Source organism: Actinomadura sp. 1N219, from assembly GCF_044326405.1.
Classification (GTDB): Bacteria; Actinomycetota; Actinomycetes; order Streptosporangiales; family Streptosporangiaceae; genus Spirillospora.
Genome location: NZ_JBIRAY010000008.1, coordinates 141998 through 154858, shown reverse-complemented (window position 1 = coordinate 154858; position 12861 = coordinate 141998). Strand labels below are relative to the sequence as shown.

The 12861-nt window shown below is 70.2% G+C and carries 14 protein-coding genes and 1 tRNA gene; 8 read left to right on the top strand and 7 right to left on the bottom strand.

Annotated features, from left to right (window positions below; all coding sequences use genetic code 11):
- Positions 1–8: 8 nt before the first annotated feature.
- The 8 genes from ACH35V_RS24365 to xerC all read left to right on the top strand — a co-directional run bounded on the left by ACH35V_RS24365 (position 9) and on the right by xerC (position 6890).
- Complete coding sequence (locus ACH35V_RS24365) at positions 9–272, top strand: hypothetical protein (RefSeq protein WP_395975276.1); 264 nt, start codon at positions 9–11, stop codon at positions 270–272.
- 371 nt (positions 273–643) lie between these two features.
- The gene (locus ACH35V_RS24360) at positions 644–1378 is read left to right on the top strand and encodes a GntR family transcriptional regulator (protein ID WP_395975275.1); all 735 of its coding nucleotides are present in this window, start codon (positions 644–646) and stop codon (positions 1376–1378) included.
- Between the two features lie 122 nt (positions 1379–1500).
- The gene (locus tag ACH35V_RS24355) at positions 1501–1932 is read left to right on the top strand and encodes a plasmid replication, integration and excision activator (RefSeq protein WP_395975274.1); all 432 of its coding nucleotides are present in this window, start codon (positions 1501–1503) and stop codon (positions 1930–1932) included.
- Positions 1932–2219, top strand: a complete 288-nt coding sequence (locus ACH35V_RS24350; protein ID WP_395975273.1) for a hypothetical protein — start codon at positions 1932–1934, stop codon at positions 2217–2219. The genes ACH35V_RS24355 and ACH35V_RS24350 overlap by 1 nt, the downstream gene beginning before the upstream one ends.
- Positions 2216–2440, top strand: coding sequence for a hypothetical protein (locus ACH35V_RS24345; RefSeq protein WP_395975272.1), 225 nt, complete (start codon positions 2216–2218; stop codon positions 2438–2440). The genes ACH35V_RS24350 and ACH35V_RS24345 overlap by 4 nt, the downstream gene beginning before the upstream one ends.
- Before the next feature lie 144 nt (positions 2441–2584).
- Positions 2585–4045, top strand: a complete 1461-nt coding sequence (locus ACH35V_RS24340; protein WP_395975271.1) for a cell division protein FtsK — start codon at positions 2585–2587, stop codon at positions 4043–4045.
- Positions 4042–5730, top strand: a complete 1689-nt coding sequence (locus ACH35V_RS24335; RefSeq protein ID WP_395975270.1) for a replication initiator — start codon at positions 4042–4044, stop codon at positions 5728–5730. Before ACH35V_RS24340 ends, ACH35V_RS24335 begins: the two co-directional genes overlap by 4 nt.
- Positions 5730–6890: a tyrosine recombinase XerC gene (gene xerC / locus ACH35V_RS24330; protein ID WP_395975269.1), complete on the top strand. Its 1161-nt coding sequence runs from the start codon at positions 5730–5732 to the stop codon at positions 6888–6890. The genes ACH35V_RS24335 and xerC overlap by 1 nt, the downstream gene beginning before the upstream one ends.
- Positions 6891–6947: 57 nt before the next feature.
- On the opposite strand, the gene ACH35V_RS24325 is transcribed toward xerC, so the two are convergent.
- The 7 genes from ACH35V_RS24325 to ACH35V_RS24295 all read right to left on the bottom strand — a co-directional run bounded on the left by ACH35V_RS24325 (position 6948) and on the right by ACH35V_RS24295 (position 12813).
- Positions 6948–7022 (bottom strand) — tRNA-Val (locus ACH35V_RS24325).
- A 62-nt stretch (positions 7023–7084) separates the two neighbouring features.
- On the bottom strand, positions 7085–8530 hold the full coding sequence (locus tag ACH35V_RS24320) for an aldehyde dehydrogenase family protein (protein ID WP_395975268.1): 1446 nt from the start codon (positions 8528–8530) through the stop codon (positions 7085–7087).
- Positions 8531–8622: 92 nt separating this feature from the next.
- Entirely contained in the window at positions 8623–9579 is a 957-nt protein-coding gene (locus ACH35V_RS24315) for a helix-turn-helix domain-containing protein (protein WP_395975267.1), read from the bottom strand.
- Between the two features lie 119 nt (positions 9580–9698).
- The gene (locus ACH35V_RS24310; RefSeq protein ID WP_395975266.1) at positions 9699–10091 is read right to left on the bottom strand and encodes a nuclear transport factor 2 family protein; all 393 of its coding nucleotides are present in this window, start codon (positions 10089–10091) and stop codon (positions 9699–9701) included.
- Between the two features lie 91 nt (positions 10092–10182).
- Complete coding sequence (locus ACH35V_RS24305) at positions 10183–11352, bottom strand: geranylgeranyl reductase family protein (protein WP_395975724.1); 1170 nt, start codon at positions 11350–11352, stop codon at positions 10183–10185.
- 46 nt (positions 11353–11398) lie between these two features.
- The gene (locus ACH35V_RS24300) at positions 11399–11815 is read right to left on the bottom strand and encodes a CBS domain-containing protein (protein WP_395975265.1); all 417 of its coding nucleotides are present in this window, start codon (positions 11813–11815) and stop codon (positions 11399–11401) included.
- A gap of 89 nt (positions 11816–11904) precedes the next feature.
- The gene (locus tag ACH35V_RS24295) at positions 11905–12813 is read right to left on the bottom strand and encodes a PAC2 family protein (RefSeq protein WP_395975722.1); all 909 of its coding nucleotides are present in this window, start codon (positions 12811–12813) and stop codon (positions 11905–11907) included.
- Positions 12814–12861: the final 48 nt, after the last annotated feature.

Below are 12861 nucleotides of genomic sequence, written 5' to 3'. Positions count from 1 at the left end.
CCCGTGACGTGGAACTTGTGCTCCTGGGTGAGCTGTATGTCGCGCTGGCCAAGCTCGGGGTGGACGTCGAACTCCGGGACTCGATTCCGGGGCTGACCGTCCGCGTGCACAGAGAGGGTGACCGGCCGGTCTCCGGCTACGTCGTCCTCCACGGATTCCATTTCACCTGGTGGCGGGTCGACAACAATCACCCAGCCACAGACGTGACGGGCTCGGCCCAACGGATCGTTGACTACCTGCGGTCTGATCTGTGGCGCGGTGCGGGCTCGTGAGAGCGGTGGTGAACGGGACTGAGTTCGACGTGGCGGCGGTGTGTAAGGAGATCGAGCGGCGGTGTCCTGGCGTGGTGGCGTGGTTCGGTACGCACACCCACCGATGGTGGGCGCTGCTGTGGTTGGGATCGTGGCGGCTCGTGGAAGCGTCGACGCCCAAGGACCTGTTGACCGCCATCGAGTCGGCGCGGTCTCGGCGTCCGGCCGGTTGGTAGAAGCCGCGGGATCGGCGACGTGTGCCCCGTGGGGACGGTAGCTGTGCCGTCGCCGATCCCGCTTCCAACCTGGTGAGCTGGGCAGAGGCGTGACAAGCGGGGGCTGGTGTGGCTACGCTTCGACTACTTGAGTTGTCGAGCTGATGGCAGGTCGTCATGTCAGATGACATGGGGTACGCGCCCCCGAAGTACGCCCAGATCGTTCAGACGTTGCGGCGACGCATCGCGAACGGGACCTACCCGCCTGGGTCCGCCCTGCCTTCGGAATCGCGGCTCGTCAAGGAGTTCGGGGTCTCGCGTCCGACCGTCGTCCGGGCCTTGCAGGCGATGCAGCTGCGGGGCGAGATCGAGCGGGAACACGGGCGGGGCTCCTTCGTTAAGGCCGCGCCTCTGCCAGCTGGCAATGAGCAGTCGCGACCGGCGCGGACGGTTCTCGACCAGTCTGAGGCCGACTCGTCGGTCGATGTGGTGGCCGTGGGGCCGGCGGACGCTCCGCCGCATGTGGCGCGGCTCCTCGGAGTGGTCGACGGCGTCACGGTGCTGCGGCGGCAGTACATCGACCGTGAGGGCGATACTCCGTGTGAGTTGGTGTCGGTGTGGGTGCCGCTAGACGTTGGCCGTGCGGCGGGTCTCGACCATGCTGAGGCGTTGACCGCTCCCCTGCGTCGACTCGTCCAGGCCGGTACGGGGCCGCGACTGGCACAGGTGGTGGAGCGGCTAAGCGCGCGGCGTCCGACCTCGTCCGAGTCGAAGTTGCTGGAGATCAGCAAGACGTCACCGGTTCTGGGCGTGCTCGCCTCCGTGCATGACTCGGACGGACGGGCGGTCATGGTGGTTGACCTGGTGCTTCCCGGCGAGCTTCACGACCTGGAAGACACCTACGCACTGTGATGTGACCTAAGTCACTCCTAGATCTCGAATACTCGACTTGTCGAGTTGCGTTTCATCGCTTACCTTCTAAGCAACTCGACAATACGAGTTGTCGGGTAGTCGAGAAAGAGGATGTGATCGTGATGGCGGTACAGGGTCCGTTCAAGGTCACGTTCGGGGACGTGTTCCCGTTCGGGGCGTTCATCAAGGGCGGTGTGGAGCCGGTTCGGGACTTCGACCGGTCGACGAAGGAGAACTTCGTGCAGGCGCGGGACAAGGAGTCCGGCGAACTGGTGTGGGCGGTGGAGGTCCTGGACGCCGACCCGGAGTCGAAGGGCACGTTCAAGGTCAAGTTGTCGGCTCCGGTGCAGCCGGTCATGCCGGAGGCTCCGGCGGGGTTCCCGTTCGTGCCGGTGGAGTTCGACGGGCTGTCGGTGACGCCGTACGTCAACTCCGGTACCGGGCGGCTGGCCTACTCGCTCAAGGCGTCGGCGATGCGCCCGGCCAACCTCAAGGGCGGCGGGGGCCGGTCGGCGGGCAAGGACGGCGGCGCGGCCACGAAGGACGCGGCGTGATGGCGGGCGGGCGCATGTCGGCGCTGTCGCTGCCGATCGACGCCGGGGCCTCGGTGGAGTTCAAGCCGTTCCGAGCACGGACGCCGCTGTTCACGATCGCGGCCGGGCGGGTGCTGGTCACTCTCACCCTTCCCGAGCGGGTCAACGCTGGTGATGTCGAGTTCGCGCGACGGCTGGCCGAACGATCGGCGGCGTTCGCGGTGGAGGTGGAGCGGCTGTACCGCTCCGGCCGTCCCTCGTCGGGGCGTCCTTCGGGGCGGTCCTCGGGGAAGGGGAGGGCGGCGTGAAGGGCACCTTCGGCGCGGCCGACATCCATCTTGGTGAGGGTGTGCGCCTGGCCTGCCACACCTACCCCAACGACCCCGACTCCGGGCCGATCCTGACCATCGACGCGGCGGGCATGTCGTTCGCGCTGTCCAACCGGTCGCGCGGCGCGGTGGAGCTGGGCGACGTCGACAACGCGCGGCAGCTGCTGGAAGTCGTGTCCCGGTTCACGGCCGAGGTGTAGCGGCTCCACGCGCTCAACACCGACTCGGCCGACTCCGCCCAAGACGCGGCGGCCTGATGTTCGGGTGGGGCGGCTGGAGCTGGTACCACCAGCCGCCCCGCTTCTCTCTCCCCTGATCAGTGCAAGTGAAAGAGGTGTCCCATCATGGCATGGGAGTTCCGCAAGCTCGGACCGGGCGAGAACGTCGCGGTCGAAGCACAACACGACCCGTTCGCAGCGCCGAAGTGGGCGCCCCCGGTGTGGCACATGCCCGAAGGGCTCGTCCTGATCGTCAACGCCGTCCGCGCAATCGTCCGGACGGTGGTGTTCCTGGTCCGCAACATCGTCCCCGTGTCCCTCGCGTCCGGGCTGGGCTGGCTCGGCGTCCGCTACGGGTGGCTCGTCCCCGTCCTGGTCCTGGCCCTCATCGTGGTCGGCTTGGGGGTGTGGGCGCGGGTGGACCGCCCGTCCTTCGTCCGGTTCGCGTTCCGTCCGGCGCGGTCCCGGTGGCGGCTGGTCGCGGTGTACCGGCGGCACTGGCAACCCGTCCTGGTCACGGCCGGACTCACCAAGATCCACAAGGGCCGCGAATACCTGCCCTCCCTCGTCCGCGTCCGGTGCGGCCCGACCTCCGATCGGGTGCTGGTGAAGATGCTGAAGGGGCAGGCTCCGGACGCGTGGGAACGGGTCGCGGTCAACCTCGCCCACGGCTTCGGCGCTTCGCTCGTCCGCGTCCGGGACGGGAACAAGCCGGGCCGGGTCTGGCTGGAGTTCGTCCGCCGTGACGCCCTCGCCGAACCCATCCCCGCACTCCCCATCCCCGACGCGGCCGACGTCGACCTGTCCGCCCTGCCGGTCGGACGGGCTGAGGACGGCTCCCCGTGGCTGCTGCGGCTGCTGGGAACCCACGTGCTGATCGCGGGCGCGACCGGGTCCGGCAAAGGGTCGGTGATCTGGTCCGTCATTCGGGCGGTGCTGCCGTGGATGCTGGGCGGGCTGGCGGAGGTGTGGGCGGTCGACCCCAAACGCATGGAACTGTCCTTCGGGCGTCCCCTGTTCGAGCGGTACGGGCGCTACTCCTCCGACCCGTCCGGCGGCATGGTGGCGCTGTTGGAGGACGCGGCGGCGGACATGAACGCGCGCGCCAACCGCTTCGCCGGTCTTACCCGCTCGTTCGCTCCGTCGCATGAGTTCCCGTTCCGGGTGATCGTGGTGGACGAGTTGGCGTTCCTGACCGCCTACTGCCCTGAGCGTGATCTGCGCAAGCGGGCCGAGTCGGCGTTGGCGGTGCTGACCTCGCAGGGCCGGTCGGTGGGGTACTGCGTGATCGGCGCGCAGCAGGACGCCCGCAAAGAGGTCAACAACCTGCGCAACCTGTTCCCCGACCGCATCGCCCTGCGCCTGGACGAAGACGAACAGGTCGACATGGTCCTCGGGGACGGGGCCCGCGACCGAGGCGCGCTGGCCGACCAGATCTCCTCCATCCCCGAGACCGGCGCCGGAGTCGGGTTCGTCCGACTGGAGACAAGTCCGGACCCGGTGCGAGTACGGGCCGCGTACGTCTCCGACGCCGACATCCGGGACATGGTCGCCCTCGCCCTCCCCGACGCTGAGGGGGCGGTGTGAGGCAACCCACCCTCGACGCCCCCGACGTCGACACCTCCCCGCCCGAACCCGAATCGGAACCGGTGGTCAAGACGCTGCCTCCGCTGGCGCGGGGGGTGCTGGAGGCGGTCGCGGTCGACCACGGGGTGTGCATCCGGCCGGTGCCGATGCGGCGGGTGGACCTGACCACGGGCGCGGGTGAGGTGGTGTACGTGCCGTGCGGGCACACCCTGGCCTCGGTGTGCCCCTCATGCGCCGAACGCAAGCGCAAACTCCGCGCGGTGCAGTGCCGTCAGGGCTGGCACCTGACCACCGAACCCGTCATCACCCGCGCCGACCCCGACGCCGAACAACGCGCGTGGATGGAACTGCGGGCGCACGCGACGGCGGCCCGTGATCGTGCGGGCCAGGACGGCACGGCGGACGTGGAAGGGCCCGAGTTCTGGGACGCGGTCGTGCGGGACCTGGATCATGAGCTGGCACGCTCGGGCGTACGTGGTGCCATCAAGACCGGTGATGAGCCCAGGGGCCGGCGGACCCGGTCGACCCGGCGGCGGCAGGATGCTCCGGAGCTGCCTCGGCGGCCGGTCGACTCCCGCACGGTCGGGAAGGTGTTCCGCGGCCGGGACGGCCGAACCTTCCGGCCCTCACTGTTCCTCACCCTCACCCTGGACTCCTACGGCCGGGTCCGCGGCGATGGAACGCCGGTCGACCCGGACGGCTACGACTACGTGCGGGCGGCGCGGGACGCCTTGCACTTCTCCAAACTGGTGGACCGGTTCGTGCAGAACCTGCGCCGCTTCGTCGGCTACGACGTGCAGTACTTCGCGGTCGTCGAACCCCAACGACGGCTCGCGCCCCACCTACACATGGCCATCCGCGGCACCATCTCCCGCGCCGAACTGCGGCAGGTGGTCGCGGCCACCTACCACCAGGTGTGGTGGCCCTCCACCGACCGCGTGATGTTCGAGGGCGAACGGCTGCCGGTCTGGGATGCGGCGGCCGGACCAGAGGGCGGATACCTCAACCCGACAACCGGGGAAGTCCTCCCCACCTGGGATGAAGCGCTAGACGCCCTCGGCGCGGACACCGATGCCCAACCCCTGCACGTGGTGCGGTTCGGACGCCAGATCGACGCTCAAGGCGTCCTGGCCGACACTCCCGACTCCCGCAAGCTGATCGGCTACCTCACCAAGTACCTGGTCAAGGGCGTCGCCGAATGCCACGCTCCGGACACTGACGCGCAGCGTGCGCACGTCGACCGGATGGCCGAAGCGCTCCGGTATGAGCCGTGCTCACCGACGTGCGCGAACTGGCTGCGCTACGGCGTCCAGCCCAAGAACCCCCGCAAAGGACTCACCCCCGGCTACTGCAAGGGCAAGGCACACCGCCGCGAACACCTCGGCTACGGCGGCCGCCGCGTCCTGGTCTCCCGCAAATGGTCCGGCAAAACCCTCGCCGACCACAAAGCCGACCGCAAAGCCTGGGTGCTGGCGCGACTGGCAGAGGCCGGAATCCCCGTCACCAACCCCACCGACCCGACCGCCGTGCACGTCTGGGAACGCGCCGGACCCGGCGACCCCGACGTGAAACCCACAGAACAGCGACTCCTGCTCCTGATCAACGAACGCATCCAACGACGTCGGCAACTCGACCAAGCGACCTCATCCGACCTTTCGGCAACTGAGATCAGGAGGGCCGCCTAATGGCCAACAAGAGGGGCAAGCGCCGGTTTGGCAGCATCCGCGAACTGCCTTCCGGGCGCTTCCAGATCAGGTATCCGGGGCCGGACGGCAAGATGCGCTCGGGCGGCACGACTTACGCCACCGAGCGTGAGGCAGAGAGACAGCTCGCGCTGATCGAAGCCAAGTTGATCACTGGCGACTGGACGGACCCGAAGCGGGCCAAGGTCAAGCTGTCGGAGTACGCGGCCAAGTGGATCAAAGAGCGGACCGAACTGCGGGCGCGGACGGTGGAGATCTACGTCGGCCTCCTCCGTCGTCACATCACGCCGTATCTCGGCAATGTGCCCATCGGAAAGATCGACACGGCGACCGTCCGCGAATGGCGAGCCGCCCTGATCGATGCTGGCGTCGGCGCTTCTGAGGTGGCAAAGGCGTACCGGCTGCTGCGGGGCGTGCTCATGACGGCGACCGATGACATGATCATCGCTCGCAACCCGTGCCGGATCAAAGGTGCCGGTGAAGAGAAGCCGGACGAGCGGCCGGTCCTCACGGTCGCCCAGGTCTTCACACTGGCCCGGATGGTTCCGGAACACCTGCGTGCCCTCGTCCTCCTCGCGACGTTCGCAAGCCTCCGGTGGGGTGAGGTCGTCGCGCTGCGCCGGATGGACCTCGACCTCACCGCGGGGACGGTCACCGTCCGGCAGGCACAGGTCGAACTCGACACGGGCGAACTGATCATCGGGCCGCCCAAATCACGGGCGGGCCTGCGGACGGTGGCGCTCCCCCAAGCGATCATCCCCGACCTACGGCGGCATCTCGGCAAGTTGACCGGGGCCAAGGACGACGCGCTGATCTTCACGGGCAAGCGCGGCGGCGTCCTGCGGCGGGCGAACTTCCGGCGCGCTACCAAGTGGGGTGAGACCGTGGCCAAGCTCGGCGTGCCGGACCTCCACTTTCACGATCTTCGCCACACGGGGAACACCTTCGCGGCCGAGTCGGGCGCGACGCTCCGCGACCTCATGGAACGGATGGGACATGACAGCGTGCGGGCAGCGATGATCTACCAGCACCGGACGGCGGGCGGGAACCGAGCGATCGCTCAAGCGATGGACAACAAGATCAACAACGCTAACCCGGATGACGACGATGGGGCGGCCGGAACGCTCGCGCTCGTCGGATAATGGCACGCTAATGGCACGAACCCCCTGTTCTCATGATCGAGAACAGGGGGTTTTCGCTGGTGGGCGCGGACGGGTTCGAACCGCCGACTCCTCGCTTGTAAGGCGAGTGCTCTACCCCTGAGCTACGCGCCCGTGTTGCCGGGAAAGCGTACCCGGTTCGTGGGGGCGGGCGCGAAACGGTTCTGGGGGGTGGGTCAGGTGTCCAGGTGGACCCAGACGCCCTTGATCTCGGTGTAGGCGTCCAGGGCGTAGGGGCCCATTTCGCGGCCCCAGCCGCTGGATTTGTAGCCGCCCCAGGGGGCGGCGGCGTCGGGGATGGGGAGCATGTTGACGAAGACGGCGCCGGCGCGGATGTCGGCGGCCAGGCGGTGGGCGGTGGAGAGGTCGCGGGTCCAGATGGACGCGGCCAGGCCGAAGTCGGTGTCGTTGGCGCGGGCGGAGAGTTCTTCGGGGTCGTCGTAGGCGAGGACGGGCAGGACGGGGCCGAAGATCTCCTCGCGGGCGATGGTCATGTCGTCGGTGACGCCGCCGAAGACGGTGGGTGCGTAGAAGTTGCCGGAGGAGAGGGGGCCGTCGGCGCGGTGGCCGCCCGTCACGAGTTCGGCGCCCTGGTCGGTTCCTGTGCGTACGTAGGTGTCTACGCGGTCCAGGTGGGTTTCGGAGACCAGGGGGCCGATCTGGGTGTCGGGCGAGAGGCCGGGGCCCAGGCGGAGGCCGGAGGCGGCGGCGGCGAGTTTCTCGGTGAACTCGTCGGCGCGGCGGCGGTCGACGTACAGGCGGGTGTAGGCGGCGCAGACCTGGCCGCTGTTGAGGAGGGCGCCCTGGAGGTTGCCGGCGACGGCCTTGTCGATGTCGGCGTCGCGGGCGATGACGCTGGGGGCCTTGCCGCCGAGTTCGAGGGTGACGCGCTTGAGGTTGCCGGCGGACGCCTGGACGATCTCGCGTCCGACGGGGCTGGAGCCGGTGAAGGAGACCTTGTCGACGTCCGGGTGCGCGACGAGGGCGCGGCCGACGGCGGGGCCGCCGGTGAGGAGGTTGACGACGCCCGGTGGGAAGCCCGCTTCGGCGCAGAGTTCGATCAGGCGGACGGTGGTGAGGGGGGTTTGCTCTGCTGGTTTGATGATGACCGTGTTGCCGCAGGCCAGCGCGGGGGCCAGTTTCCAGGCGGCGATCATGAGGGGGAAGTTCCACGGGGTGATCAGCGCGCAGACGCCGACGGGCTCGCGCCGGACGTAGTGCAAGGTGTCCGGGAACGAGACCGGGGAGACCGCGCCTTCGAGCTTGGTGCACCAGCCGGCGAAGTAGCGGAAGTGCTCGGCGGCGCCGTTGACGCTGACGGAGTGCGCGACGCCGAGCGGCTGGCCCTGGTCGCGGGTCTCCAGTTCGGCGAGTTCGGCCTCGTTCTCCTCGATCAGGTCGGCGACGCGCCAGAGAAGGCGGGCGCGCGCGTTGGGGAGCATGGTGGCCCACGCCGGGTCGCGCAACGCGGTCCGGGCGGCGTCGACGGCGTCCTCGACGTCCTTCGGGCCTGCCTCCGCGCAGGTCGCGAGGACGGTCCCGGTGGCGGGATCGGACGTGGTGAACTCGGCGCCGTCCGCCGCTGCGGCCCACTCGCCGTTGATGAAGAGCCGGGTGTTCATGTTGACCTCCCTCGCAGGTGAGGAAAGTCTCGGCGGACGCGGCGCGCGGGTCTTGTCTGTGGGCGTACGGGAGTTGACCACCCGTGTAACGATCACTCGCCGGTGACCGTCACCCTGTACTCGCGGGGGCTGGCGCCGTAGGCGGCCTTGAACAGGCGGCTGAAGCGGGCGGCGTCGACGAAGCCCCAGCGGGCCGCGATGGCGCTGACCGGGCGGTGCAGCTGGAGGGGGTCGCGCAGGTCGCGGCGGCAGTGCTCCAGGCGGCGTTCCTTGATCCACGCGGAGACGGTCGTGCCCTCCTCGCGGAACAGGTTGTACAGGTGGCGGGACGAGACGAAGTGCGCGGCGGCGACGTCGTCCGGGGACAGGTCCGGGTCGTCCAGATGGCGCTCGATGTAGGCGCGGATGCGGAGCAGCAGCGCGCGGCGGCGGGAGTCGGGCGTCGGCGCGGTCAGGTCCAGGCGTTCGGCGAGGAGGGTGACGAGCAGGTCGACGATGTTGTCGCCGAGCCGGACGCTGCCCTGGTCGTCAAGGACGTCGAGCTGCTCGGCGAGCTGGAGGAGGAACGGCGACAGCAGCGCCCCGACGCCCTGGCGGCCGGAGATCCGGGTGGCGGTGAGGCCGGCGACGGCCTCCTCGGGCAGGTGCAGCAGGCGGCGCGGGACCATCAGGACGAGCTGCCGGTAGGAGTCGTCGAACGCGAGCGTGTACGGACGCGTCGTGTCGTAGATCGTGAAGTCGCCCGGGACGAGCGCGGCCTCGCGCCCGTCCTGCGTGAGCAGGCAGTACCCGCTGAGCTGGACGCCGATCTTGTAGTGTCCCGGGTCGGACCTGGCGATCAGCGCGCCCGTCCGGCGGACGACGTTCGGCGTCGACGCGACGTCGGCGACCTTCAGCGCGCCGAGCTCGCGCCCGCGCATGCGGCCCTCGAAGCGTTCCGGACGGGTCGTCTCGGCGCGCAGCGGCACGAACATGTCCGTGACCGAGCTGCGCCAGAACTCGAACCGCTCGGCGACCGGCAGATCCGCCGTGCGAATGAGTGTCGACATGGGCGTTTCCCCAGATAGAGCCCCGTTTCCGTGTTGCACGACATAGTGCACCTTCCGGGCCGGTTCGCGCCAGTGGCGTCCCGGCCCGGACACCGGCGCTCAGGGGCGCCCGGCTCCGCTCAGCTCATGGCCTGCCGGACGTTGTGGGTGTCGCAGAACTGCTCGAAGCCCGTGATCGCACCGTCCCGCACCCGCCACACATGGACGAACCGGACGCGCATCGCCTGCCCCGTCGCGCGGTAGGTGCCGGAGTAGTGGCCGATCGCGACGACCGTCCCGTCGCCGCCGTCGATCAGCTCCGCGGCGTCGGCGCGGAAGCCCTTCCAGTCCTGGCCGAGCCGTCCGAACACCCCGGCCTTGATCGCGTCGGTGCCGACGTAGGTGCCCGCGTAGGGGAACCCGTCCATCTCCGTCCAGGCGATGTCGTCGGCGAACGCCTCGACCATGCCGTCCAGGTCGCCGCGGTCGGACGCCGCGTAGTGGGCCTTGATGATGTCGTAAGCCTCGCTCATGTGCTGCCCTCCGTGTCTGAGAAGAGTCCAGCGTCTCGTCCGGGCAGGGCGCTTGGCCATGCCCGAACAGTGCTTGTCTGTGGCGGCATGGTCATGACGCCGGGGTGATGCGGGCCAGCGCGGCGGCGAGGCGGTCGGACGCGGTCGGGGCGGCGGGGGCCGGGAGCCCGCCGACGATCTTGAGCGCGAAGCGCATCAGGGCCGGATGGGACAGGCCCTGCCGGGTCGCCAGGCGCATGATCCGCGGGTCGTCGATGGCGCGGGTGAAGGCGCGGCCGAGGGTGAACGAGCCGCCGTTGGCGTGCTTGATGGCGGACGGGTACTTCCGCAGGACCCGCTCGGGGAACGCCGACGAGAACGCGGTCGTGATCACGTCGGCGGCGATGCGGGCCGCTTCGAGCGCGTACGCGATGCCCTCGCCGTTGGACGGGTTGACCATGCCGCCGGAGTCGCCGACGAGGAGCAGCCCCGGGAGGTAGTGGGGCTGGCGGCTGAAGCCCATGGGCAGCGCGGCGCCGCGGACGGGCCCGACGGCGTTCTCCTCGGTGAACCCCCACGACGCGGGAAGCGGGGCGAGCCAGCGGGAGAACAGCCGGTGGTAGTCGGGGTGCTCGCCGCGGAGCAGCGCCACGCCGACGTTGCAGGTGCCGTCGCCCATGCCGAACACCCAGCCGTAGCCGGCCGGGGCCAGGTCGAGCCAGCATTCGAGGTGGTCGTCGTCGTGGCGGGGGCTGCGGAAGTAGCGGCGGCCCGCGATGCCGATCGGACGGTCGCGGCGCGCCCGCAGGCCGAGGGCGACGCCGAGCCGGGACGAGGCGCCGTCCGCGGCGATGACCAGGCGGGCCTCGTGGTCGCCGCCGTCCGTGCGGACGCCCGTGACGCGCCCGTTCGCCTGGAGCGGGGCTGTGACCTTGGTGTTCTCCCGGAGGTCGGCGCCGGCGGTGACGGCGCCGCGGGCGAGGAGCTCGTCGAGGTCGGCGCGGGTCCGGGTGAGGCCGTGGCCGTCCGGCCAGGGGAGTTCGAGGCGGCGGCCGGCGCCGATGAGGCGGATGCCCTTGTTGGGGAACCAGCCCGGCGCGGTGAGGTCGATGCCGAGCGTCCGGAGTTCCTGGACGGCCCGCGGCGTCAGCCCGTCCCCGCAGATCTTCTCGCGCGGGAAGGACGTCTTCTCCAGGACGAGGACGTCCAGGCCGGACCGGGCCAGGTGGCGGGCGACTGCGGATCCGGCCGGACCGGCGCCCACGACGATCACGTCGCGCATCACGGACGCCGATTGAACCACTCGGCGCCCGGCGGGCTCAACGCGGTCACGTATTGGGCGGTTCCGCGCTGATGTCGGCGAGGGCCGATCGTTCGTCGCGCTGGACGGCGAGGTCCCCGATCGAGACCATCCCGATCGGGCGGTCGCCGTCCACGACCGGGATACGGCGGACGGCGTGCCGCCGCATGAGCTGGACGGCGGCGTCGGCGTCGGCGTCCGGCGCAACGGTGATCATGTTGGTGCTGCAGATGTCGGCGACGGCCGTGGACATGTCCTTCTGGACGGCGACGGCGCGGACGACGATGTCGCGGTCGGTCACCAGGCCCCGGAGCCGCCCCTCGTGGACGACGAGGACGTCGCCGATGCCGTGCTGCCGCATGAGGTCCCCGACCCGCGCCAGCGGCGTGTCCGGGGACACCGCCACGGGCACCGGCGTCATCACCTCGTTCACCTTCTGGGCCATGAGCGAGCCTCCCCTCTCGGGGCCTCGCCTACCCGCCGGCGACCGGGATATGTCCGTCCCAGCCCTGATCCTGGGACTGGGCATCGGTTCTAGGACTGGGCGTCGGGGCCGTCCTGCTCGGCGAGGAAGCGCTCGAACTGCGCGCCGAGCTCGTCCGCGGTCGGCATGTCCTGCGACTCGGCGAGGAGGCTGTCGCGCTCGGCGGCCCCGGCGAACGCGTCGTACTGCTGTTCCAGGGCCCGGACGACCTTCTCCACCTCGTCGTTGCCGTCCACCTGCTCGGCGATGTCGGCGTCGGTCGCGGCGGCCGCCTCGCGGAGCGGCTCGACGGGCAGCACCAGCCCGGTGGCGTCGACGACGCCGTCCAGCGCGGCGACGGCGGCGGCCGGGTACGCGGACTGCGCGAGGTAGTGCGGGACGTGCACGGCGAGCCCGACGGCGTCGTGGCCCGCCTCCCCGAGCCGCAGCTCCAGCAGCCCGGCGACGCTGCCCGGGACCTGGACCTTGTCGAACCAGGAGTTCCGCGTGACCAGCTCGGGCCGCGTCGCGTGCGAGGTGATGCCGACCGGGCGGGTGTGCGGGACGCCCATCGGGATGCCGTGGAAGCCGATGACCAGCCCGATGCCGAGCCGCTTGATCAGGTGCAGGACGGCCGCGGTGAACCCCTCCCAGAGCCGGTCCGGCTCCGGCCCGGACAGCATCAGGAACGGGCTGCCGGCGTCGTCGCGGAGGAGCCGCACCACCAGCTCGGGCGCCTCGTAGGACGCCCAGTGGTCGCGGTCGAACGTCATCGGCGGGCGGCGGGCCCTGTAGTCGATCAGCGAGTCGACGTCGAAGCGGGCGACGACGCGGTGCTCCAGCGCCTCGAGGAGGTGCTCGCGCACGAGCTGTCCGGTGGACCCGGCGTCCACGAAGCCGTCGAGGCTGTGCAGCAGCACCGGAGCCGTCAGCGGCGGCAGGTCGGCGTCGAGCTCGTACAGCTCCTCAGGGTTCAGCAACTTCTCCCCCACATCTCCATGTCGTCGTCACAACAGTAGGACATGCGG